General features: G+C 69.2%; 20 protein-coding genes. 8 read left to right on the forward strand and 12 right to left on the reverse strand.

What is annotated here, in order from left to right; translation table 11 throughout:
* Positions 1 to 49: 49 nt before the first annotated feature.
* Positions 50 to 484 (reverse strand): DoxX family protein, encoded by a 435-nt coding sequence (locus P3W75_RS26045; protein WP_276230194.1) that lies wholly within the window; start codon positions 482 to 484, stop codon positions 50 to 52.
* A gap of 118 nt (positions 485 to 602) precedes the next feature.
* Entirely contained in the window at positions 603 to 2,027 is a 1,425-nt protein-coding gene (locus tag P3W75_RS26050) for a transglycosylase SLT domain-containing protein (protein ID WP_276230195.1), read from the reverse strand.
* Between the two features lie 371 nt (positions 2,028 to 2,398).
* Here P3W75_RS26050 and P3W75_RS26055 point away from each other — a divergent pair, with 371 nt between their 5' ends.
* The 3 genes from P3W75_RS26055 to P3W75_RS26065 all read left to right on the forward strand — a co-directional run bounded on the left by P3W75_RS26055 (position 2,399) and on the right by P3W75_RS26065 (position 5,349).
* Complete coding sequence (locus tag P3W75_RS26055; protein ID WP_276230196.1) at positions 2,399 to 3,205, forward strand: TatD family hydrolase; 807 nt, start codon at positions 2,399 to 2,401, stop codon at positions 3,203 to 3,205.
* 146 nt (positions 3,206 to 3,351) lie between these two features.
* Positions 3,352 to 4,830, forward strand: coding sequence for a methyl-accepting chemotaxis protein (locus tag P3W75_RS26060; protein ID WP_276230197.1), 1,479 nt, complete (start codon positions 3,352 to 3,354; stop codon positions 4,828 to 4,830).
* A 159-nt stretch (positions 4,831 to 4,989) separates the two neighbouring features.
* The gene (locus P3W75_RS26065) at positions 4,990 to 5,349 is read left to right on the forward strand and encodes an Mpo1-like protein (protein ID WP_276230198.1); all 360 of its coding nucleotides are present in this window, start codon (positions 4,990 to 4,992) and stop codon (positions 5,347 to 5,349) included.
* 3 nt (positions 5,350 to 5,352) lie between these two features.
* Here the strand turns inward: P3W75_RS26065 and P3W75_RS26070 are convergent, their stop codons facing one another.
* The 6 genes from P3W75_RS26070 to P3W75_RS26095 all read right to left on the reverse strand — a co-directional run bounded on the left by P3W75_RS26070 (position 5,353) and on the right by P3W75_RS26095 (position 11,970).
* Positions 5,353 to 6,153 carry an acyl-CoA thioesterase gene (locus P3W75_RS26070; protein ID WP_276230199.1) on the reverse strand — a complete coding sequence of 267 codons (801 nt, stop codon included), beginning with the start codon at positions 6,151 to 6,153 and terminating at the stop codon, positions 5,353 to 5,355.
* Between the two features lie 133 nt (positions 6,154 to 6,286).
* The gene (locus P3W75_RS26075) at positions 6,287 to 7,048 is read right to left on the reverse strand and encodes a CHAD domain-containing protein (protein ID WP_276230200.1); all 762 of its coding nucleotides are present in this window, start codon (positions 7,046 to 7,048) and stop codon (positions 6,287 to 6,289) included.
* Positions 7,049 to 7,139: 91 nt separating this feature from the next.
* A complete protein-coding gene (locus P3W75_RS26080) occupies positions 7,140 to 9,131 on the reverse strand; it encodes a transglutaminase TgpA family protein (RefSeq protein ID WP_276230201.1) in 1,992 nt (663 codons plus the stop codon).
* The gene (locus tag P3W75_RS26085) at positions 9,128 to 10,081 is read right to left on the reverse strand and encodes a DUF58 domain-containing protein (protein WP_276230202.1); all 954 of its coding nucleotides are present in this window, start codon (positions 10,079 to 10,081) and stop codon (positions 9,128 to 9,130) included. Before P3W75_RS26085 ends, P3W75_RS26080 begins: the two co-directional genes overlap by 4 nt.
* Positions 10,082 to 10,097: 16 nt before the next feature.
* Positions 10,098 to 11,015 (reverse strand): AAA family ATPase, encoded by a 918-nt coding sequence (locus tag P3W75_RS26090; protein ID WP_276230203.1) that lies wholly within the window; start codon positions 11,013 to 11,015, stop codon positions 10,098 to 10,100.
* Positions 11,016 to 11,109: 94 nt separating this feature from the next.
* Complete coding sequence (locus tag P3W75_RS26095) at positions 11,110 to 11,970, reverse strand: LysR family transcriptional regulator (protein ID WP_276230204.1); 861 nt, start codon at positions 11,968 to 11,970, stop codon at positions 11,110 to 11,112.
* 114 nt (positions 11,971 to 12,084) lie between these two features.
* Between P3W75_RS26095 and P3W75_RS26100 the strand changes: the two genes are divergently transcribed.
* Positions 12,085 to 12,528 (forward strand): multidrug/biocide efflux PACE transporter, encoded by a 444-nt coding sequence (locus P3W75_RS26100; RefSeq protein WP_276230205.1) that lies wholly within the window; start codon positions 12,085 to 12,087, stop codon positions 12,526 to 12,528.
* Positions 12,529 to 12,648: 120 nt separating this feature from the next.
* Here the strand turns inward: P3W75_RS26100 and pyrF are convergent, their stop codons facing one another.
* From pyrF to P3W75_RS26115, 3 genes are all read right to left on the reverse strand, one after another.
* Complete coding sequence (gene pyrF, locus P3W75_RS26105) at positions 12,649 to 13,347, reverse strand: orotidine-5'-phosphate decarboxylase (RefSeq protein WP_276230206.1); 699 nt, start codon at positions 13,345 to 13,347, stop codon at positions 12,649 to 12,651.
* A 94-nt stretch (positions 13,348 to 13,441) separates the two neighbouring features.
* On the reverse strand, positions 13,442 to 14,401 hold the full coding sequence (locus P3W75_RS26110; RefSeq protein ID WP_276230207.1) for a response regulator: 960 nt from the start codon (positions 14,399 to 14,401) through the stop codon (positions 13,442 to 13,444).
* A 1-nt stretch (position 14,402) separates the two neighbouring features.
* On the reverse strand, positions 14,403 to 15,704 hold the full coding sequence (locus P3W75_RS26115; RefSeq protein WP_276230208.1) for a sensor histidine kinase: 1,302 nt from the start codon (positions 15,702 to 15,704) through the stop codon (positions 14,403 to 14,405).
* Positions 15,705 to 16,002: 298 nt separating this feature from the next.
* On the opposite strand from P3W75_RS26115, the gene eat reads away from it, so the two are divergent.
* The 3 genes from eat to P3W75_RS26130 all read left to right on the forward strand — a co-directional run bounded on the left by eat (position 16,003) and on the right by P3W75_RS26130 (position 18,521).
* Entirely contained in the window at positions 16,003 to 17,367 is a 1,365-nt protein-coding gene (gene eat / locus P3W75_RS26120) for an ethanolamine permease (protein WP_276230209.1), read from the forward strand.
* Between the two features lie 82 nt (positions 17,368 to 17,449).
* Positions 17,450 to 17,623: a DUF2897 family protein gene (locus P3W75_RS26125; protein WP_276230210.1), complete on the forward strand. Its 174-nt coding sequence runs from the start codon at positions 17,450 to 17,452 to the stop codon at positions 17,621 to 17,623.
* 133 nt (positions 17,624 to 17,756) lie between these two features.
* Positions 17,757 to 18,521 (forward strand): CPBP family intramembrane glutamic endopeptidase, encoded by a 765-nt coding sequence (locus tag P3W75_RS26130; RefSeq protein WP_276230211.1) that lies wholly within the window; start codon positions 17,757 to 17,759, stop codon positions 18,519 to 18,521.
* A 4-nt stretch (positions 18,522 to 18,525) separates the two neighbouring features.
* Here P3W75_RS26130 and P3W75_RS26135 read toward each other — a convergent pair whose 3' ends face one another.
* The gene (locus tag P3W75_RS26135; protein ID WP_276230212.1) at positions 18,526 to 19,149 is read right to left on the reverse strand and encodes a TetR/AcrR family transcriptional regulator; all 624 of its coding nucleotides are present in this window, start codon (positions 19,147 to 19,149) and stop codon (positions 18,526 to 18,528) included.
* A 233-nt stretch (positions 19,150 to 19,382) separates the two neighbouring features.
* Here P3W75_RS26135 and P3W75_RS26140 point away from each other — a divergent pair, with 233 nt between their 5' ends.
* The gene (locus P3W75_RS26140) at positions 19,383 to 21,185 is read left to right on the forward strand and encodes an acyclic terpene utilization AtuA family protein (protein ID WP_276230213.1); all 1,803 of its coding nucleotides are present in this window, start codon (positions 19,383 to 19,385) and stop codon (positions 21,183 to 21,185) included.
* Positions 21,186 to 21,323 lie beyond the last annotated feature (138 nt).

A 21,323-nucleotide genomic window follows, 5' to 3' on the forward strand; every position in this document is an offset into this window, starting at 1 on the left:
AAAGGGGCGGATGCCATTGGCACCCGCCCCTTTTTCGTTACCGGGTCGATCAGTTGGACAGCTTGCGATCCAGCGAGAACGGGCCGGCCCCGCTGATGAGCAGCGCCACGCTGATCATGATCAGGGTGAAGGCATACTCGAAGCCGTTTTCGGTGATGAAGAAACCGTTGGCCAGGTGCACGCTGAACACGGCGACCAGCATGGCGACGATCAGCGGGATGCTGGCCAGACGCACCAGCAGGCCCAGCACCAGGAACAGGCCACCGAAGAACTCCGCGCTGCCGGCCAGGGTGGCCATCAGGTAGCCCGGGGTCACGCCCAGCGACTCCAGCCACTGCGCCATGCCGGCCAGGCCGGGGCCGCCGAACAGGCCGAAGAGCTTCTGCGAACCGTGGGCCATGAAGGTCAGGCCGGTGGTGATGCGCAGAACGGCGAGACCGGCGCCGGCGTTGGTGGAGAGGATGGATTTGACGAGAGCGTTCATGGTGCGTCCTTGTGCAGAAGTAGTGGGTGGGGCAACCGTTGTTGCTTGAGAAGCAATATAGACCATTAATTAGATATAAAAAGCGCAAAAAAACGCTAAAACATATCGAATAGACTAATCACTTCTGGACGGATGCCACCCGCTGCCGGGACTCCAGGCCATCGCGCTCCCGCTGATAGGCAAGATAGTACTTATTGATGCTGCTGACGTAGTTCACCACGCCCATACCCACTTCCTCGGCCGCCACGCGTTCCACCTGGAAGAACCAGCGGTCCGGGTTGAGGCCCTGGCGGCGGGCCTCGGCGCGCAGGCCCTGGACCCGCTCGGCGCCGATGTTGTAGGCGGCGAGGATGAACGCCAGGCGCTCGCGCTCGTCCATGCGCGGGCTGTTGAAGTAGTCGCGGCGCAGCATGGCCAGGTACTTGCTGCCGGCCTGCACGTTGTTCTCCTGCCCCTCCACCGAGCCGAGGCCGACGCTGCGCGCTGCCGCCGGGGTCACCTGCATCAGCCCGGTGGCGCCGGATGCGCCGCGCGCGCCGGGGGTCAGGTTGGACTCCTTGAAGGCCACCGCGGCCAGCGCCAGCCAGTCGATGCGGTACTGCTCGGCGTAGCGTTGCAGGGTCGGGCGCACCGCTTCGAGCTTCTTGCGGTCGCCCTTCTCCAGCGGGTTGCGCACCTGATAGGCGTGCCGGTAGAGGCGCTGGAAGTTGCCGTCCTGCTCGGCCGGCGCGTGGTAGTCCTTGAGGAAGCGGTCGAGGCTGGCGTGCAGCATCGAGGCGTCGCGGCGCACGTACCAGGTCATGCTCTGGCGGTTGTCCAGCACCAGGTGGCGGTCGACGCGCAACTTGGTGAAGACCTTGGACCAGCGTTCGGCGATCGGCTGTTCCACCACGGTGCAGGGAAAGATGCCGGCCTGGACCATCTCCATCACGTCCTCGACGGCCAGCGACGGGTCCACCCAGTCGATGCCGATGGGCGCCAGGTGCCGCTGCGCCAGGCGTTCGTTGACCTGCTGGATGGCTTCGCCGGCGGCGCTGCCGGGGGACAGCGCGATGCGCTTGCCGGCCAGTTGCTCGAGGCGGGTGTAGCGTTTGTTGCCCTGGCGCGAGACCAGCACCAGCGGCACGTCCTGGCGCCACGGCAGGCTGGCGCTGACGTCCTGGCCGTCACGCGCCACCAGCACTTCGCCGGGCGCCACCAGGTCGCCCTCGCCGCGCTGCAGCGCGGCCAGCAGTTGGTCCTTGGCCTTGGGGATGAACTTCAGGGTCAGCGGCTTGCGGCCGGAAGCGGTGTCGTTGAGGTACTGCTCGAAGGCGCGCAGGCGCTTGTATTCGACGCCGATCGGCTCGCCCTTGATCTCGCCGGAACTGTTGCGGCTCTGGTTGACCAGCACGCGCAGCACACCGCTGCTGCGGATGCTCGCCAGGTCGCGGGCACCGGCGCTTTCGCGCTGCCAGCTGTCCGGCTGACTGGTCAGGCGCGCGGCCGCCGGCAGCGGCAGCAGCGCCAGCAGGCAGAGAGAGAGCAGCAACAGTCGCGTCATCCAGGTCTCCAAGAAGTGGTCATTCGCCGGCGGTCCACCAAGGACCTGTCCACGATCTGCTGCGCATCGGCATAACTGCGTTGAAAACAGACGAGTAATGCTCATTTAGAAATCTAAACTGCGCTTCCTCGTCCGCTCTCGCCTAGTTCTGCTCTAGCTCGCGAGATCGTGAAACAGGTCCTGAGAAACCGGCGTCCTCCACAAGTTCCCGGCCTCGAAAAAGGGGCGCGAGAGTCTCACAGGAGGAGACTGAAGCCAATCCGAAATTCCCGAAGCACTTTCATAAGTGCATTCAACAGGCTGTTTTTTAAGACTTTCTTAAGAAAACAGGGGATTCTGCTATGCTGCTCGCCCGAATCCAGGGAAGAAACATGCAACTGATCGACATTGGCGTCAACCTCACTCACCCGAGTTTTGCCAACCAGCGCGCGGCGATCGTCGAGCGCGCGCTCGCCGCCGGCGTCGCGCAAATGCTGGTGACCGGCACCAGCCTCGACGAGAGCGAAGCCGCCCTGCGCCTGTGCCGTGAACTCGACGAGAGCGGCCAGCGGCTGTTCAGCAGCGCCGGCGTGCACCCGCACGACGCCTCGCAGTGGAACAGCGCCAGCGCCAAGGTCCTGCGCGGCTTGTTGGCGGAGGACAGGGTACGCGCGGTCGGCGAGTGCGGCCTTGACTTCAATCGGGATTTCTCGCCGCGCCCGCAACAGGAAAAGGCCTTCGAGGAACAGCTGGCCCTGGCCGTCGACCTGCAGCGCCCGGTGTTCATCCACGAGCGCGACGCCGGCGAACGCCTGCTGGCGATCCTCAAGGAGTTCCGCGACCGCCTGCCGGCCGCCGTGGTGCATTGTTTCACCGGCGAGCGGCGCACCCTCTACAACTATCTCGATCTCGACCTGCACATCGGCGTCACCGGCTGGGTCTGCGACGAGCGCCGCGGCACCCTCCTGCAGGAGCTGGTGCGCGAGATTCCCCAGGGCCGCCTGATGCTGGAAAGCGACGCGCCCTACCTGCTGCCACGCAGCCTGCGCCCCAAGCCCAGGCACGGGCACAACGAGCCGGCCTTCCTCGCCGAGGTGCTGCGCGTCGTCGCCCTGCATCGCGGCGAAGCGGAAGACGAACTGGCCGCGCACACCACGGCCTGCGCCCGGCGCTTCTTCGGCCTGCCGGAAATCGCCTAGGCGGACCGCGAATACCCCTCAAGAATGTCCGGGTTGCGTCGTTAACCTGAGAGGCGAAGCTGCCTTTGACCCCGGTCAAGGCAGCCTTCTTCCCTTTCACGAGAATGAAGGCCAAAAGCCACCATTCCCCGCACAAGAAGCATTCCATGGGCGCCTGGATCCGCGATATCTCTCTGAAATACAAGTTCTGGGCCGTGAACGCGGTCGCCTTCTTCACCACCCTGATGCTGGTGCTGTTCGCCATGAACCAGGAGGTGGACGCGCGCAACCAGGCGGCCCGCCAGAACGCCGAGGCCCAGGCCCGCCTGCTGCAGGGCTGGCCGGCCGGCGCCGCGCTGCCCGGCGTCCAACAACTGCTGAGCTTCGCCGCCGACAGCGCGCCGCAGTTGCCTGGCGTGGATACCCAGGCCCTGGCGCGCGGCAACGGCTGGGTCGACCTGGGCGGTGCCGCCAGTCGCCTCGGCCCGCTGGCCGGCGCCTGGGTACAGGACCTGGGCAACGGCCAGCGCGTCGCCGTGCTCGCCCCCGGCGCCGACCTCTGGCAGGTCTTCGAGGAACGCGCCCTGGCCTACGCCGGCGCCGTGCTGGTGCTGATGCTGGCGCTGCTGGCCTCCTCGCAGCTGCTGATCCGCTTCATCCTCACCCACCTGCTCAAGCTGCGTGACGTGATGCTCCACGTCGAGCGCAGTGGCGACCTCTCCGCCCGCGTGCCGCTGGACAGCCGCGACGAGGTCGGGCAGATGGCTACCGCCTTCAACGCCATGCAGGCCGGCTACCAACGCGTGGTCGGCACCGTGGCCCAGGCCGCCGGGCGCCTCGACGAGGGCGCGCGCAGCCTGGCCCAGAGCATGGGCAGCGTGCGCCAGGGCATGCTCGGCCAGCAGAGCGAGACCGACCAGGCCGCCACCGCGATCAACGAGATGTCCACCACCGTGCACCACATCGCCCAGCACGCCGCCGACACCCGCGACCAGTCGCAGGAAGCCGACCGCCTGGCCGGCGCCGGGCAGCAGGTGGTGGGCCGCGTCGGCGAGTCCATCGCCGGGCTGTCCCAGGGTGTGCAGCAGACCGCCGAGATGATCCAGCGCCTGGCCGAAGACAGCCAGAAGATCAGCGGCGTGGTCAACGTCATCCACGGCATCGCCGAACAGACCAACCTGCTCGCCCTCAACGCCGCCATCGAAGCCGCCCGCGCCGGCGAGATGGGCCGCGGCTTCGCCGTGGTCGCCGACGAAGTGCGCAACCTGGCCAGGCGCGTGCAGGACTCCACCGACGAGATCACCCAGATGATCGGCGCGCTGCAATCCGGCACCCGCGACGCGGTGGAATTCATGCAGGAAAGCTCGTTCAAGGCCGACGGCTGCGTCGAGCAGGCCCAGGAGGCCGGCGAGGCGCTGGCAGCGATCGCCGGCGCGGTGGCGCTGATGCGCCAGAGCAACACGCAGATCGCCGTGGCCGCCGAGCAGCAGAGCCAGGTGGCCGAGGAGATGACCCGTTCGGTGGTGGGCATCCGCGACGTCACCGAGCTGACCGTGCAGCAGACCGTGGACTCGGCCGGCACCAGCCACGAACTGGCCGAACTGGCCGGCGAGCTGAGCAAGGCGATCCGCCAGCTGCGCCTCTGATCCCGCCCTCGCATCGCAGCGGCCCGGCACTGTCCGGGCCGTTTCGTCTGCGCCTATCGCGGCGATAGGCGATAGTCATTCGCCGCCCCGCCGCGGCGGACCTAGACTCCCGGCAAAGGCCCATCCCCGCATGGGCTCAACCGGAAAAGGAGTCCGCCCATGGCCAAACGTCACCCCAACCTGTTCGCCTGGCAGTGGCAGGGCTACGCCGCCAACCACCGCAACCCGACCAACCTGGCCCTGCACCTGGTCGCGGTGCCGCTGTTCATAGTCGCGGCGCTGGTGCTGCTGGGCGGCCTGTTCGACCTGAACCTCGGCAGCACCCTGCTGGGCGTCATCGGCCTGGTCGCCTCGCTGGCCATCCAGGGCCGCGGGCACAAGCTCGAAGAGCAGCCCCCGGAGCCCTTCAGCGACCGCAAGGACGCCGTCGGCCGGCTGCTCGTCGAGCAGTTCGTGACCTTCCCGCGCTTCGTCCTCAGCGGCGCCTGGTGGCGCGCCTGGCGTAACCGCCGGCGCTGAACGCTAGCCGAAGATGGTCGCGGTCTGCCGCGAGATCGCCAGCAGCTGGCCGTCCTCGGTCCAGCACTGCGCGGCGATATGCCCGTAGCCGTCGCGGGCGTGCTCGATGCTCGCCAGGTAGCGGCACCAGCCGTTGGCCGGCATCGCCGGCTGCGGCTGGACGAACTCGATGGTCCAGGTCAGCGAGCTGGACGGCGCCGGGGTCTTGAGCATCGGCAGGGTCGCCGGCGGCCAGGCGTCGATCAGCGCCAGCAGGTGGCCGATCTCCATCGGCTCGTCGCCCACGCCGTCGCCGCGGAAGCGCATCCAGCCGCCCATGTCGCGCGAGGTGCTCGACGAATACGGCATGCCGCCGACCGCCCAGCGCATGGCGATATGGCGGGTGAACTCGGGCATCAGTTTGCGGATGAAGGGCAGCTCCGGGCAGTCCTCGGCCGCCTTGAAGTCCGGTGCCGGCAAGCCCTCGACCTGCACCACCGACTCGCGCGACAGGCCGAAGCTGGCCTGGGCCAGAGTCACCACCTGGCCGTTCTGCAGCGCACGGCAGAACACCTGGCTGACCGCCTTGCCCTCGCGCAGCACCTCGGCCTGGAAGTTCACCGGCACTTCCGGCTCCACCGGGCCGACGAAGGTGATCGCCAGCGAGCGCAACGGCCGCCCCGCCTCGGCCACCGCGGCCATGGCCTCATAGGCCAGCGCCGCCACCAGGCCGCCGAAGCTGGCGCGCCCCTGGCCCCACGGCGCCGGGATCACCACGGCCTCGGGCGCCGCGCGCACCGCCTGGATCAATTCGGGAAATGTCATCGCCGCCTCCTGCGGAATCATTCACTGCGGCGATCTTAAACAAGACGGAGGTGCGACAGGCACCTCTCTTTCGGGTTGGGCCGCGCACCGGGCCGTCAGGGAATACCCCGACATGCACGGGGTTGATGGAGCCTCAGCCGAGTGCCTTGAGCAGGCGCTCCAGGCTTTCGTCGGCGTCGCGTTCGGCGAGGTCGTGCAGGGCGTTCCAGTGCGGTTGCAGCGGCATCAGGTCAAGCTCGCGCTCGCTGCGAATCAGCCACTGTTCATAGTCGTGCCAGGTGCCCAGCGCGGTTTGGGCGTCCTTCAGCGGCACCAGCACTTTCTGCGGCAGGGGCGAATCCTTCGGGTAGGCTTCCAGCGCGTAGCGCACGCGCTTGATCAGCAGGCGCAGGCGATGGCGGTCGTGGGCCGGGTCCTTCAGCGCCGCGCGCAGCTTTTTCCATTGATTGGCCAGGCGCTTGTGCACCTGGGCGTGCAGGCCGACCAGCACGCCGTGGCGCTCGGCGGTGCGCCAGAGTAGCGGCCAGCCGTCGAGCAGGCGCAGCAGGCGGTCCCATTGCGGGCTGGCGAGCAGCGCCACGTAGCCCGAGATGAGCGCGGGGCGGCGCAGCGCCACGGCCTTCTCCAGGCCCTCGGCCTGGAGCACCGGCAGCAGCACTTCCAGATCACGCAGCGGGCCGCTGAGGCGCCCGACTTCCGCCAGCGCCGCTTCGATTTCGTCGATGCCGGGCATGCCGTGGGTCGGATGCAGCAGGCTGCGCAAGCGCCGCACGGCGATGCGCAAGTCGTGCAACGCCTCGCTGTCGGAGGCCGCGCGCACACGCGCCGCGGCGGCGAACAGCGCAACCTCCTGCTCGATCACATGGGAGACCAGATAATCGCTGAAGGTGGTCACGGCGTACTCCTTGGTTGCCTGGAATCTATCAGGTTAGCTGGAGGCCTGCGCGCGGCAAGCGGTCGCCCGTGGCGGATGGTCGCAAGGCGTTTCACGGCCCGCGCCCCGGCAAGCGCCAGGGCAACGCGCGGCGCAGGCGCGCGAGGTGTTCGCGCAGCTCGCCGGGGGCGGACGCGGCGCCGCCGTAGCGCTGGCGCTCGAAGGCCCGTGCATAGGCGGCGATGGCCTCGGCCTGGGCCGGCAGCGCGCGCCCGGCGCGTTCGGCGAAGGCACCCGGCCCTTCGCCTGCCTGGCGGCGCAGGCCATGGCCGGCGAGCAGGCTCTCGAAGCGTTCGAAGCTGCGCAACTGGGCGTCGCGCACCTGGCGCCAGGGCTTGAACAGCAGCAGCGCGAGCAACCCCAGGGCCAGGCCGCCGCCGCCCACCAGGATCACCCCGACCCACAGGCTGTCGCTGCTGCCGAACCAGGCGCGCAGCAGCCCGGCCTGCTGGTCGGCCTGGTAGCCGAGCACCAGGCGCTGCCAGTCGTAGTTGAGGTTGTCCCAGCCCAGGCGCAGCTGGCTGAGCAGGCCGAAGCCACCGTAGCGCAGGCGCGCGAAGGGCGAATCGGCGAGGAAGCTGCCCTCCTCCTCCAGCGCCGCGCGCAGGCCGCGTTCGATGCGCGAGGGGGCGACCTGGAAGGTCGGGTCGACGCTGCGCCAGCCGCTGCCCGGCTGCCAGTACTCGACCCAGGCGTGGGCGTCGAACTGGTGCACCAGCAGGTAGTCGCCGGCCGGGTTGAGCTCGCCGCCCTGGTAGCCGGTGACCACCCGCGCGGGTATGCCGGCGGCGCGCAGGACGAAGGTCATGGCTCCGGCGTAGTGCTCGCAGAAGCCACGCCGGGTGTCGAACAGGAAGCCGTCGATGCGCTCCTCGCCGGTGGCCGGCGGGCGCAGGGTGTAGGCGTAGGGCTCATCGTGGAAGTGCCGCAGCACCGCCTGCACCAGCGCCTCCGGCTGCGCGTAGCGGGTGCGCAGCTCGGCGGCCCAGGCGCGCGTGCGCGGGTTGCCACGCGGCGGCAGTTGCAGGTCGCGGCGCAGCGTCGTGGCGCTGCTGTCGGGTTCGCGCAGGGCCTGCGGCCAGGAGCGCGCGTGGTACATCAGCACTTCCTGCACCGGGCGCTTGCGCTCCAGGCGGAAGTCGCTCATCAGCCGCGCATCCTCGGGGCCTTCGCCGGGCACGTCGAGGGCGTACAGCCACGGCCGCGAAGTGGGCTGCATGATCACCTGGTAGCCCAGCGCCGGGCCCTGCCGCCGCCATTGCGGGGCCTGCTCGGCGCGGCCCTGCCAGGACTGGGTCCAGCGCCGGCCGTCGAAGTTTTCCAGGGTCAGCGCGCGCCAGTACAGCTGTTCCTGGGGCGGCGGCGCGCCATCGAAGGTGACCCGGAAGGCCAGGTCGGCGGACTGGCTGAGTTCGACGAAGTCGCCCGGCTCCATCGAGTCGCCGAGCCCGGTGCTGGCCTGGCCGCCGGGCAGCGGCAGCGACCACAGCGGGCCGAGCCGGGGGAACAGCACGAACAGCAGCAGCATCAGCGGCAGCGCCTGTAACAGCAGGCCGCCGGCCAGGCGCAGGGTGCGCCAGGGGCCTTCGGCGAAGTTGCTCTGCTGCAGGCCGATCAGCGCCGCCAGCAGCGCGGTGACCGGCAGCAGGCTGAACAGCGCGGCGAGCATGCTGGCGTCGAACAGGTAGCTGGTGGCCACGGCGAAGAAGCCCAGCAGGATCAGCACCAGGGCGTCGCGGCGGGTCTTGAGTTCCACCAGCTTGATCACGAAGGCGGCGATCAGCAGCACCACGCCGGCGTCCAGGCCGATCAGCGAACCGCGCGACAGCCACACGCCGACGCCGGCGGCGATCACCAGGGCCAGCTTGGCCAGGCCATTGGGGTAGCCGGCGCGCATGCGGTAGACCTGCACGCGCCAGGCCGCGCAGCCGAGCCAGAAGCCGACCACCCAGAACGGCAGGTGCGCCAGGTGCGGCAGGATCACCAGGGCCTGGGCCACCAGCAGCCAGGTCAGGGCGATGCGCGGGATCGACTGCGCGTTCATGGCCGCTCGCCGAACAGCGCCAGCTCGCGCAGGCAGGCGTCGCGCTGGGCGTCGCCGACGGCCACCGGCAGCAGCACGCCGGGCAGGCGCAGGCCGAACGGCTGGCCGCGCCGGGACAACTCCAGGACCCAGTGGCAGAGGCACGACAGGCGCGACTCGACGTCACCGCCGAGCAGACCGAAATCCAGCCACAGGTCGCGCCCGCTGAGCGCGGCGAAGTCCTTCACCAGCAGGCCCTGGCCACGGGAGTAGGCCTTCCAGTGCAAGCGCCGGCGCGAGTCGCCGCTCTGGTATGGGCGCAGGCCCTGGAAATCGTCGGCGCCGCTGCCGACCACCTTCAGGCCCTCGTCGTCCTCGTCGCCGCGGCCGCCTTCCAGCGGCAGGTCGGCGGCCTGCGGGCGCGGGTAGACCAGCCCGGCCTGGTCGAGGTCGAGCCAGCTCCAGGCCACCAGCAGGCCGAGCGGGAAGCGGCTTTCCACCCGCAGGCGGCCGGGGCGCAGCCAGCCCCGGCGCTCGGCCGGCAGGGTCAGCAGCAGTTCCTCGGCGCCGTTGGCGCGGACGTCGGCGTACTCCAGTTCGGCTTCCGACCAGCCCAGGCCGATGGCTCGCCGTTCGCGGCCCTCGCCTTCCAGGCGGACGCGGAAGCAGACCCGCTCGCCGACGAACACCGGCGCCGCGCCCAGGGCGGTCAGGCGCAGGCCGCCGAGGTTACGGTAGGTGTGCAGGATGGCGACGATGAACAGTGACAGCAGCAGGAAGGTCAGGCCGTAGGCCAGGCTGTTCTGGTAGTTGATGGCGGTGAGCAGCAGCAGGATCAGCGCCACGCCGAAGGCCACGCCCTGCCCCGAGGGAATGATGAAGATGCGCCGCTGGTTGAGCTGCAGTGAGGGCGACGCCGGGATGCGCCGGGCGATCCAGCTCAGCCACAGCGGGCGGACCTTCACCAGCATGCCGCGGCGCTCCCGCTCATAGCGCCGGGACTTCGCGTTGCAGCCACTGCACCAGGGCGCCGCCGCCGTGCCCGGAGGGGTCGGCCTGGTCGCGCAGGCGGTGCCCGGCCACTGCCGGCAGCACCGCCTGGACGTCCTCGGGAATGGCGTAGTCGCGCCCGGCGAGCATGGCCCAGGCGCGCGCCGCCGCCAGTAGCGCGAGGCTGCCGCGCGGCGACAGGCCGAGGGCGAAGGCCGGCTGGCTGCGGGTGGCCTCGGCCAGGCGCAGCACGTAGTCGACCAGGGCGTCGCTGACGAGCACCTTGGGCACCTCGGCCTGCAGCGCGGCCAGCTCGGCGGGCGTTAGGATCGGCTCCAGGCGCGGCAGCAGGTCGCGGCGCGCCTCGCCCAGCAGCAGCGCCTTCTCCGCCGCGCGCCCCGGGTAGCCGAGGGACAGGCGCATGAGGAAGCGGTCGAGCTGGGATTCCGGCAGGGCGAAGGTGCCGCCCTGGGTCACCGGGTTCTGCGTGGCGATCACGAAGAACGGCTCGGGCAACGGCCGGGTGGCGCCCTCGATGGTCACCTGGCCCTCCTCCATGGCCTCCAGCAGCGCGCTCTGCGCCTTGGGCGTGGCGCGGTTGATCTCGTCGGCCAGCACCAGCTCGGCGAAGATCGGCCCGGGGTGGAAAACGAACTGCCCGCTGTCCTTGTCGAACACCGAGGTGCCGAGGACGTCGCCGGGCAGCAGGTCGGAGGTGAACTGGATACGCTGGAAGCTCAGCCCCAGCACCCGCGCCAGGGCGTGGCTGAGGGTGGTCTTGCCCATGCCCGGCAGGTCTTCGATGAGCAGGTGCCCGCGCGCCAGCAGGCAGGTCAGGGCCAGGCGCACCTGGACCTGCTTGCCCAGCAGGATCCGGTCCACCGCTTCCAGGCATTTCTCCAGCTTGCCGCGCATCCTCACCTCGTGCCGAGCAGACGAAAGCTTCGATCCTACTGGCCCGCCGCCGCAGCGAACAGGCCGCCCCACCACAAACTGTGACGGCGCCGGCTCAACTGGCCAGCAACCGCTCCACCAGCCAGCGCGCCGCCGGGCCGAGGCTGCGCTGCCGCGACCAGACCACGTCGACCGCCACGCTGCGCGGCCAGCCGGGCACCTGCAACGGTTGCAGGCGGCCGTGGGCGAAGCGCTGGTTCATCCAGGTCGGCAGTTCCACCCAGCCGAAGCCGAGCACCGCCATGTCGAGCAGCAGCAGGTAGGTCGGCGCCGACCAGAAGCGCCCGCCCTGGGGCGGCTCGGCGTCGTCGATGAAGGTATTCAGGCGCAGGTTGCGATGGCCCAGCAGGTCGTTGCGCTCGACCTTCTCCAGCTGCGCCAGCGGGTGCTCACGACTGACGAACAGCCCGAACTCCGCGCACTCGCCGAGGGTCGCCGAGCCGATGTCCGGCGGGTAGCTCGGCTGCGCGGCGAGCAGGCCGAGCACGGCGCGGCCCTGGCCGACCAGGTCGATGACGTCGCCGTGCTCGGCGATCAGCCACTCGAACTCGATGTCCGGGAACAGCTGGTCGATCTCCGCCAGGCGCTTCTCGAAGGGTTCGGACTGGTAGGTATCGGACATCGCCAGGGTCAGCCGCGGCTCCATCCCGGCCGACAGCTGCCCGGCCAACTGGCCGAGGCGGTCGTTGGCCATCAGCACTTCCTCGACGCGGCCGAGCAGGGCCTTGCCGGCCTCGGTCAGCTTCGGCTGCCGCGCGCTGCGGTCGAACAGCTCCAGGCCCAGGTCGATCTCCAGCCGGGCGATGGCCTCGCTCACGGTCGACTGGCTCTTGCCCAGCTTGCGCGCGGCGGCGCTGAAGGAGCCGAGGCAGGCGGCCTCGGCGAAAGCCTGGAGGGATTCCGGGGAATATTGCATGGGGCGCCTCGTCCATCGGTTTAACCGATGCTAGCCAACTTCGAAACAACCCTTCAACCGATGAGAATAGCCGCCACTCGGCCTGCTTGGGCCCCCACTGCCCGGAGTCACCCCATGAGCCCGCAAAAATCGCTGAAGGAACGGCTGTTCCACGCCGTGCTTTTCGAATTCATCGCCCTGGTCATCTGCGCCCCGACCCTGGCCTGGCTGATGGGCCAGCCGCTGGCGCACGTGGGCGCCCTGACGCTGATGTTCTCGCTGATCGCCACGCTGTGGAACATGGTCTACAACGCCCTGTTCGACCGCGCCCAGCGGCGCATCGGGTTCAGCCGCACGCTGCCGGTGCGGGTGCTGCACGCCTCGCTGTTCGAACTGGGCCTGATCTTCATGCTGGTGCCGCTGGCGGCCTGGTGGCTGGGCGTGGGCCTGCTCGAGGCATTCATCCTCGATATCGGCCTGATCCTGTTCTTCCTGCCCTACACCATCGTTTTCAACTGGGTGTACGACGCGCTGCGCGCACGCTGGGTCGAGCAGCCGCGGGAAGCGCTGGCGCGCTGAGAACGACAGGCAGGGCACGCCCTGCGAAAGATCGCGGGCAGGGCCCGCTACGGGATTCTGGAATGGAACGAAAAAGGCGGAGCAGGTCACCCTGCTCCGCCTTTTTCATGCCCGGGCCGGTCAGACCAGCGAGGCGACGATCGCGGCCAGCGCCGCGGCCGGGTCGGCGGCCTGGCTGATCGGGCGACCGATCACCAGGTAGTCGGAGCCGGCGTCCAGCGCCTGGCGCGGGGTAAGGATGCGGCGCTGGTCGTCCTGGGCGCTGCCGGCCGGGCGGATGCCCGGGGTCACCAGTTGCAGCGCCGGGTGCGCGGCTTTCAGCGCAGGGGCTTCCTGGGCCGAGCAGACCAGGCCGTCCATGCCGGCCTTCTCGGCCAGGGCGGCAAGCCGCAGCACCTGCTCCTGGGGCTCGACGTCCAGGCCGATGCCGGCCAGGTCCTCGCGCTCCATGCTGGTCAGCACGGTCACGCCGATCAGCAGCGGCTTCGGGCCATTGAAAGCGTCCAGGGTCTCGCGGCAGGCGCTCATCATGCGCAGGCCGCCGGAGGTGTGCACGTTGACCATCCACACGCCCATCTCGGCGGCGGCGCGCACGGCCATCGCGGTGGTGTTGGGGATGTCGTGGAATTTCAGGTCGAGGAAGACCTCGAAGCCACGCCCGTTGAGGGTCTCGACGATGCCCGCGGCGCAGCTGGTGAAGAGTTCCTTGCCGACCTTGACCCGGCACAGTTTCGGGTCGAGCTGGTCGGCGAGCGCCAGGGCGGCCTCGCGGGTGGGGTAATCCAGGGCGACGATGATCGGGGTCTGGCAGACGGACATGGGCTCTCTCGCGGGGGGAATCTGAAAACGCCGCGCATTGTCGCAGAAAGCGCCGACGCCGGCAGCCTCCGGCGACGCGCTGCCCTCCCCGGCTTCAGACGCTCAGACGCTCGCGCAGGCGGCCGAGCATGCCCAGCAGGCTGCCGACCTTTTCCCGCTCGCGCTCCTCGCGCGGCACCTCGGCCAGCCGCGCCACCTGTGGCTGCGGTTGCCCGCGCCAGAGCTGGGCCTGCTCGGCGGCGGCCTTCAGGCCCTTCTCGAAGAGGCCACGGCGGATCGGCTTGGGCAGGTAGCGGAAGATCTGCGCCTGGTTGATCAACGCCAGCAGGTCCTGGGTATCGCGGAACGGCGTGATCACCAGGCTGAGCAGGCGCGGATGGGCCTGGGCCAGGGACTTGAGTAGCGGCGCGGTGTCCTCGCCGGCGAGCTTCAGGTCGCTGACCAGAATGTCGATCGGCTCGGCGTTCAGCCGCACCAGGGCCTCGGCCAGGTTGCGCGCGCGGTGCAACTGGTGATTGCCGGCGCTGCAGAAGTCACCGACGCAGCTCAGGGTGTCGGCGTCGTCGTCCAGCAGCAGCACGTTCAGCGGCGCGGCCAGCCGGCTGATGGCCTGGAGGTCGGCCGGCGGCGCCTGGCGCCCGGCGATCTCCGCCGCCTGGCGCAGGGTGAAGGCCATTTCCTGCGGGTCCCAGGGCTTGGTCAGGTAGCGGAAGATGCCGCCGTTGTTCAGCGCTTCCACCGCGGCGTCCAGGTCCGAGTAGCCGGTGAGCAGGATGCGCAGACAGTCCGGGGCGATCTCGCGGGCCTGGGCGAGCAGCTCCGAGCCGCTCATCTGCGGCATGCGCTGGTCGCTCACCAGAATCTGGATCGACTCGCTGCGCAGGCGCTCCAGGGCACGGCGCGGGTCGGTCTCGGTGAGCACGTCGTAGTGCCGGCGGAACTGCATCGCCAGGCTGCGCAGGATGCGCTCCTCGTCATCGACGAAAAGAATGCGGGTCAGCCCGCCGGGCTGGGCCTGGCCGGTCTGCGGCAAGGACTTGAGCGGCTGGATCATGTCAGGCACTCCGTTTCAGGTCGCTGGCCTGCGCGCGCGGCAGGCGGATGAGGAAGCGTGTGCCGCGCCCGGGTTCGGAAGCGACGCGGATGCTGCCGCCGTGGTCCTGGATGATCTTGTAGCTGATCGACAGGCCCAGGCCGGTGCCCTGGCCCGGCGGCTTGGTGGTGAAGAAGGGGTCGAAGATGCGCGCCATGACCTCGGCGGGCATGCCCTGGCCGTTGTCCTGCACGGAGACGAACACCGCTTCCTGGTCGGCCCAGGTCTTCACGTGGATGTGGCCGAAGCCGCGCATGGCCTGGGCGGCGTTGGTGAACAGGTTGAGCAGCACCTGGTTGATCTGCGACGGCGCGCAGGCGATCGGTGGCAGCTCGCCGAGCTGGCGGACGATCTCGGCCTTGTCCTTGATGCTGTTGCGGGCGATCAGCAGCGCGCTCTTCACGCACTCGTTGAGGTCGACCTCCTCGCTCATGGCGCGGTCCAGGCGGGCGAAGTCCTTCAGCCCGCCGACCAGCTCACCGATCTGCGCGAGGCCGTAGGCGGTGTCGCCGAACAGCTGGTCGAGGTCGCCCAGCAGTTGCTCCAGCGAGGCTTCCCGGCGCGCCTGCGCGGCGGCCTGCAAGGCCTGGTCGAGACGTTCCTCGTCGCAATCCGGGTCGCCCAGGCAATCAGCCAGGTGGCCCTGCGCCTCGGCCAGCTGCAGCAGCGGCAGGAGCTGCTCGCGGATCAGCTCGACGTTGTTGCGCACGTAGCCCAGCGGGGTGTTCAGCTCGTGGGCGACGCCGGCGACCATCTGCCCGAGCGAGGCCATCTTCTCCGATTGCACCAGCTGCGCCTGGGATTCCTTGAGGTCGACCAGGGCCTTGCGCAGCACCCGGTTGCGCTGGGCGATGCGCGCCTCCATGGCCTTCAGCAGGTCGAGCACGGTGCCCAGGCCGAGGTAGAGGCCGTCGCCGTCGACCAGGATGAAGTCCTCGGTGATCGGGTACTTCAGTTGCGCGGTGACCTGCTGCGCGGCCTGCTCCAGGCTGGCGTCGATGGCCACCACCAGCGGGCTGGCGTTCATCAGGTCGCGCACCGGGCGGCGGCCCCAGAGGTCGCGGCCGAAGCGCTGCATGAAGATGTCCTGCAGCGTGTAGCGGCTGGCCAGGCCCAGCGGGCGGCCCTGCTCGTCCACCACCGGCAGCGACAGGTAGGCGCGCTGCTCGGCGCTGAGCAGGCGGTCGGCGACGTCGCTGACGCTCATCTGCGCCTGCAGGGGTTCCACGGCACGCAGGAGCTCGTGCAGGGCGCTGGTGGTCATCGACGGACTCCGCTGACTGAAATGCTCGTCAGTCAACCAGCGCCAGATTGCCATCATGTGACAGCGGTCGCGCTCCACGGGGATTTCATCGAAGCGTCACGCCAGCGCAACAAAGGCCGGCATCGCCGCCCGAAAATGCACGACGTAGCGCGCCCTTGCACCGCGACGAGGCACGAACGGCCGGCGAACAGTCGCGAAAACGACGCCATCCCCCACTTTGCGACGCGTTTTCCGGCGCTGGCACGGGCACTGCACGAATTCCCCGGTCGTGTCGCTGACCCTTCCGGGAGAACCCTCGATGAGCACGCAACTCAAACCCACCCTCGGCACCCTGCACCTGTGGGGCATCGCCGTAGGCCTGGTGATTTCCGGTGAATACTTCGGCTGGAGCTACGGCTGGGGCGTGGCCGGCACCCTCGGTTTCCTGGTCACCACCCTGGTGGTGGCGACCATGTACACCTGCTTCATCTTCAGCTTCACCGAGCTGACCACCGCCATCCCCCACGCCGGCGGCCCCTTCGCCTACAGCCGCCGCGCCTTCGGCGAGAAGGGCGGGCTGGTGGCCGGGCTGGCCACGCTGATCGAGTTCGTCTTCGCCCCACCGGCCATCGCCATGGCCATCGGCGCCTACCTCAACGTCCAGTTCCCCGGCCTCGACCCGCGCCACGCGGCCCTCGGCGCCTACGTGGTGTTCATGACCCTGAACATCCTCGGCGTGAGCATCGCCGCCACCTTCGAGCTGGTGGTCACCCTCCTCGCGGTGGTCGAGCTGCTGGTGTTCATGGGCGTGGTGGCGCCGGGCTTCAGCTTCAGCAACTTCGTGCTCAACGGCTGGGCCGGCTCCCAGGGCTTCAGCGGCGAGGCGGTGGGCGGTATCTTCGCCGCGATCCCCTTCGCCATCTGGTTCTTCCTCGCCATCGAGGGCGCGGCCATGGCCGCCGAGGAAGCCAGGGACCCGAAGCGGACCATTCCCAAGGCCTACGTCAGCGGCATCCTGACCCTGGTGGTGCTGGCCATCGGGGTGATGCTGTTCGCCGGCGGCGCCGGTGACTGGAAGGCCCTCTCGGGGATCAACGACCCGCTGCCGCAGGCGATGAAGATGGTGGTCGGGGAGAACTCCGGCTGGCTGCACATGCTGGTATGGATCGGCCTGTTCGGCCTGGTGGCCAGCTTCCACGGCATCATCCTCGGCTACTCGCGGCAGTTCTTCGCCCTGGCCCGCGCCGGCTACCTGCCGCGCGGCCTGGCCAAGCTGTCGCGCTTCCAGACCCCGCACCGGGCGATCCTCGCCGGCGGCGTGGTGGGTATCGCGGCGATCTACAGCGACAGCCTGATCAACCTGCAGGGCATGAGCCTGACCGCCGCGATGATCACCATGAGCGTGTTCGGCGCCATCGTCATGTACATCATGAGCATGCTCAGCCTGTTCAAGCTGCGCCGCAGCGAGCCGGACCTGGAGCGCAGCTTCCGCGCCCCGGGCTTCCCCCTCGTGCCGGGCATCGCCCTGGCGCTGGCGGCGCTCTGCCTGGTGGCGATGGTCTGGTACAACCTGACCATCGCGGCGGTCTTCGCCGCCTTCATGGCCGCCGGCTTCCTGTACTTCCAGCTGACCGCCGCGCACCGCGCCAGCGCGCCGGCCGACGCCATGCTCACCGGCGCCTGAAACACCGGCGCTAGCGGCGCGCGGCGCTGACAAGCCGCGCGCCCGGGTTTATGGTGAAGGCCTGCCCCCACAGGAGAACGCCATGCCCTGGTACGCCTGGTTGATCATCGCCCTAGCCCTCGGCTCCATCGTCGGCGGCCTGCTGTTGCTGCGCGACAGCGCCACCAAGCTGCCGCTGAGCGAGGAACAACTCAAACGCATCCACCAGCGCAACGCCGAAATGGACGCCCAGGACGCCCGCGACGAGCAGCGCTGAGCCCCTCCCCCGGTGGCGGCCGACGGCGCCGCCACCGTAGTACTGAAGTGCCATTCTCCAGACCATCCCCTGTTCCAGGCGTGGATTAGCGGAGCCGAATTGCCTAGACTCCGGCCCGTTGATGGAGAAGACGATGCTCAGGAAGCTCCTTCCGCTGTTGCCAGGCATGCTCCTGCTCGGCGGTTTCGCCCTTGGATTCGTCCAACCCCTGGGGCTATTGATCGGCGCGGTTTTCGTCGCCTGGACAGTTTTCGGCGAGCAACGCCTGCCTTGGCCGCTGTGGTGGTCGATCTGCCTGCTGGCCAGCGTCGCCCTGGCCGCGCACCAGTTGCCCGGCACCCAATCCTGGGTCCTCTGGCCGTCGCGGCAATTGTCCGTCGACGCGCCCGCCTACGCCCTGCACCTGTCCTGGGACAAGGCCCTGGTCGGCGTCACCCTGCTGGTGTGGTGGCTGCGCCGGCCACCCCTGCAGGGCGCCTCGCTGGACTACGCCGGCATCGCCGTGGTCGCCACGCTGTTCGCCGTGCCGCTGCTCGCCGCGGCCTCGGGCCTGGTGGTGTGGAGGCCGAAATGGCCGGAAGGCCTGTGGATCTGGCTGCTGGTGAATTTCGCGGTGATCGCCCTGACCGAGGAACTGATCTTCCGTGGCCTGCTGCAGACGCCCCTGGTCGAGCGCCTCGGCGCCCCGGCGGGGATTCTCCTGGCCAGCCTGCTGTTCGGCCTGGCGCACCTGCCCTTCAGCGGCAAGTTCGCCCTGGTCGCCGGCCTCGCCGGGCTGGGCTACGGCCTGGCGCTGCACTTCAGCGGGCGGATGCTGGTGTCGGTGCTGCTGCACGGGGTGATCAACAGCATGCACCTGCTGCTGCTCAGCTACCCGCTGCACCTGGGCATCGAGTGATGTCTCAGGCGTTCTTGTAGACCAGCAGCAGGGCCTGCTCGGCGAGGTCGTCGAGGGTCATGCTGCCGTCCTGGCGGAACCAGGTCATGGTCCAGGACAGCGCGCCGGTGAGGAACCGCCGCAGGATGAACGGGTCGCCCTCGCAAACACCGGCGGCCAGCGCCTCGCCGAGCACGTCCAGCCACATCTGCTCGTAGATGTCGCGCAGGCCGAGGATGTAGGCCTGGCCCTCCTCCGACAGCGAGCGCCATTCGTAGACCAGCACCGCCATCGCCTCGCCGGTGCCGCCCATGATCGACTGCAGCTCGCAGCGGATCAGCGCCAGCAGGCGCTCGCGCAGGTCCTCGGCGTCGGCCAGGGCGGCGCGCATCAGTGCGGTGTTGTAGAGGATGGTCTCCTCCATCACCGAGCGCAGGATCTCGTCCTTGCTCTTGAAGTGATGGAAGATGCTGCCGGACTGGATGCCCACGGCGCCGGCCAGGTCGCGCACCGTGGTGCGTTCGTAGCCCTTGGCGCGGAACAGGTGGGCGGCGGTCTGCAGCAGCTTGCCGCGGGCGCTCTCCGGGTCGGTGACCTGCCCGTTCGCCACCAGCTCCAGCATCACTTCGCGCGCTTTCCGATCGTCCACGCTCTGCTCTCCCCTCATCCGCCCATTGACTACGACTGTTCATGGCGACTTCGCAATCGCCACGCAAGTGCTTGTGCTTACAGGTGAAATGTATGCCTGCGGGAACAACCAAGCAAGCGCTTGGGCACACCTTGGCCATACCTTGGTCAGGGCCTCTGGCGGATATGTCCTCTTTTCAACCAAGCGCTTGCTTGGTAATGTCGAAAACATTCACGGACGTCACGGGCAGAACAATGAACAAGACCGTACGCATCGGCTGCGCCTCCGCCTTCTGGGGCGACACCTCCACCGCCGCCGCCCAGCTGGTGCGCGGCGCGCAGCTGGACTACCTGGTATTCGACTACCTCGCCGAAATCACCCTGTCGATCATGGCCGGGGCGCGCCTGAAGAACCCCGAGGCCGGCTACGCCACCGACTTCGTCGAAGTGCTGGCGCCGCTGCTCGGCGACATCGCCGAGAAGCGCGTCCGGGTGATCAGCAACGCCGGCGGGGTCAACCCGCAGGCGTGCGCCAAGGCCTTGCAGGCCGCCTGCGAGAAGGCCGGCGTGGCGCTGAAGATCGCCGTGCTGGAAGGCGACAACCTGCTACCCCAGGCCGGCGAACTGGCCAAGGCCGGTACCCGCGAGATGTTCAGCGGCGCGGCCCTGCCGCCCATGTGCGTATCCATGAACGCCTACCTGGGCGCGCCCGGCATCGTCGAAGCGCTGAAGCTCGACGCCGACATCGTGATCACCGGCCGCGTGGTCGACAGCGCGGTGGTCAGCGCTGCCCTGGTACACGAGTTCGGCTGGGCCTGGAACGACTACGACAAGCTGGCCCAGGCCGCCCTGGCCGGGCACATCATCGAATGCGGCGCGCAGTGCACCGGCGGCAACTTCACCGACTGGGAAAGCGTGCCGGACTACGAGCACATCGGCTTCCCCATCGTCGAAGTGCAGGCCGACGGCGATTTCGTCGTGACCAAGCCGGCCGGCAGCGGCGGCCTGGTCACGCCGTTGAGCGTCGGCGAGCAGATGCTCTACGAGATCGGCGACCCGCGCGCCTACCTGCTGCCCGACGTGGTCTGCGACTTCACCGCCGTGCAACTGCGCCAGGACGGCCCCGACCGCGTCGCCCTCAGCGGCGCCCACGGCCTGCCGCCCACCGGCCAGTACAAGGTCAGCGCCACCTACCCCGACGGTTTCCGCTGCACCGCCAGTTGCCTGATCGCCGGCATCGACGCGGTGAAGAAGGCCGAGCGGGTGAGCCGGGCGATTATCGCCAAGACCGAGGAAATCCTCGTCGAGCGCGGCTGGGGCCCTTATCGCGAAGTGAGCGTCGAACTGCTCGGCAGCGAAGCCACCTACGGCCCCCATGGGCGCCGCCAGGACAGCCGCGAGATCGTCGTCAAGCTGGCCGTGCGGCACAGCCGCAAGGAAGCCCTGGCGCTGTTTTCCCGCGAGATCGCCCAGGCCGCCACCGGCATGGCGCCGGGCCTGACCGGCATCGTCGGCGGACGGCCGACCGTGTACCCGGTGATCCGCCTGTTCTCCTTCCTGGTGGACAAGGCGCGCTGCCAGCTGGCGGTGCGCATCGGCGAGCAGAGCCACACCGTGGCCCTGCCGCAGCTGGAACACTTCGACCCGGCGCGCCTCGCCGACGCCCAGGCGGCGCCTGCCGCCCACGGCCAGGCCGCGGCCAGCGTGGCGCTGGTGAAGCTCGCGGTGGCGCGCTCCGGCGACAAGGGCGACCACAGCAACATCGGCGTGATGGCGCGCAAGCCGGAATACCTGCCGTGGATCGCCGAGGCCCTGAGCGAAGGCGCCGTGGCCGAGTGGATGCAGCATGCGCTCGACCCGCAGGTCGGTCGTGTCAGCCGCTGGTACCTGCCCGCCAGCCACAGCCTGAACTTCCTGCTGGAGCACGCGCTCGGTGGCGGCGGCGTCGCCAGCCTGCGCATCGACCCGCAGGGCAAGGCCTTCGCCCAGCAGCTGCTGGAATTCCCGGTGGCGGTACCGCAGCACATCGCCGATTCGCTGGAAACGCAGGGCGCATGACGCCAACGGCGTTATCCGCCAACCAAGAACGGCGGATGAAGCATTCCGCTTCATTCGCCCTACGGGATACCTCGGAGCCAGAACGACAATGAGCTACGACTCGATCTTCAAGCCCGGCCTGTTCGCCGGCCAGACTGT

It is taken from the genome of Pseudomonas citronellolis (assembly GCF_029335315.1).
GTDB classification, from domain to species: Bacteria; Pseudomonadota; Gammaproteobacteria; order Pseudomonadales; family Pseudomonadaceae; genus Pseudomonas; species Pseudomonas citronellolis_A.

Bases quoted from the DNA above. Each gene is read 5' to 3' on its own strand.
- P3W75_RS26110 (WP_276230207.1), bottom strand. From the start codon at position 14,401: ATGATCCAGCCGCTCAAGTCCTTGCCGCAGACCGGCCAGGCCCAGCCC.
- P3W75_RS26100 (WP_276230205.1), top strand. From the start codon at position 12,085: ATGAGCCCGCAAAAATCGCTGAAGGAACGGCTGTTCCACGCCGTGCTT.
- P3W75_RS26130 (WP_276230211.1), top strand. From the start codon at position 17,757: ATGCTCAGGAAGCTCCTTCCGCTGTTGCCAGGCATGCTCCTGCTCGGC.
- P3W75_RS26055 (WP_276230196.1), top strand. From the start codon at position 2,399: ATGCAACTGATCGACATTGGCGTCAACCTCACTCACCCGAGTTTTGCC.
- pyrF (WP_276230206.1), bottom strand. From the start codon at position 13,347: ATGTCCGTCTGCCAGACCCCGATCATCGTCGCCCTGGATTACCCCACC.
- P3W75_RS26140 (WP_276230213.1), top strand. From the start codon at position 19,383: ATGAACAAGACCGTACGCATCGGCTGCGCCTCCGCCTTCTGGGGCGAC.
- P3W75_RS26115 (WP_276230208.1), bottom strand. From the start codon at position 15,704: ATGACCACCAGCGCCCTGCACGAGCTCCTGCGTGCCGTGGAACCCCTG.
- P3W75_RS26060 (WP_276230197.1), top strand. From the start codon at position 3,352: ATGGGCGCCTGGATCCGCGATATCTCTCTGAAATACAAGTTCTGGGCC.
- P3W75_RS26125 (WP_276230210.1), top strand. From the start codon at position 17,450: ATGCCCTGGTACGCCTGGTTGATCATCGCCCTAGCCCTCGGCTCCATC.
- P3W75_RS26065 (WP_276230198.1), top strand. From the start codon at position 4,990: ATGGCCAAACGTCACCCCAACCTGTTCGCCTGGCAGTGGCAGGGCTAC.
- P3W75_RS26095 (WP_276230204.1), bottom strand. From the start codon at position 11,970: ATGCAATATTCCCCGGAATCCCTCCAGGCTTTCGCCGAGGCCGCCTGC.
- P3W75_RS26070 (WP_276230199.1), bottom strand. From the start codon at position 6,153: ATGACATTTCCCGAATTGATCCAGGCGGTGCGCGCGGCGCCCGAGGCC.
- eat (WP_276230209.1), top strand. From the start codon at position 16,003: ATGAGCACGCAACTCAAACCCACCCTCGGCACCCTGCACCTGTGGGGC.
- P3W75_RS26045 (WP_276230194.1), bottom strand. From the start codon at position 484: ATGAACGCTCTCGTCAAATCCATCCTCTCCACCAACGCCGGCGCCGGT.
- P3W75_RS26050 (WP_276230195.1), bottom strand. From the start codon at position 2,027: ATGACGCGACTGTTGCTGCTCTCTCTCTGCCTGCTGGCGCTGCTGCCG.
- P3W75_RS26085 (WP_276230202.1), bottom strand. From the start codon at position 10,081: ATGCTGGTGAAGGTCCGCCCGCTGTGGCTGAGCTGGATCGCCCGGCGC.
- P3W75_RS26090 (WP_276230203.1), bottom strand. From the start codon at position 11,015: ATGCGCGGCAAGCTGGAGAAATGCCTGGAAGCGGTGGACCGGATCCTG.
- P3W75_RS26080 (WP_276230201.1), bottom strand. From the start codon at position 9,131: ATGAACGCGCAGTCGATCCCGCGCATCGCCCTGACCTGGCTGCTGGTG.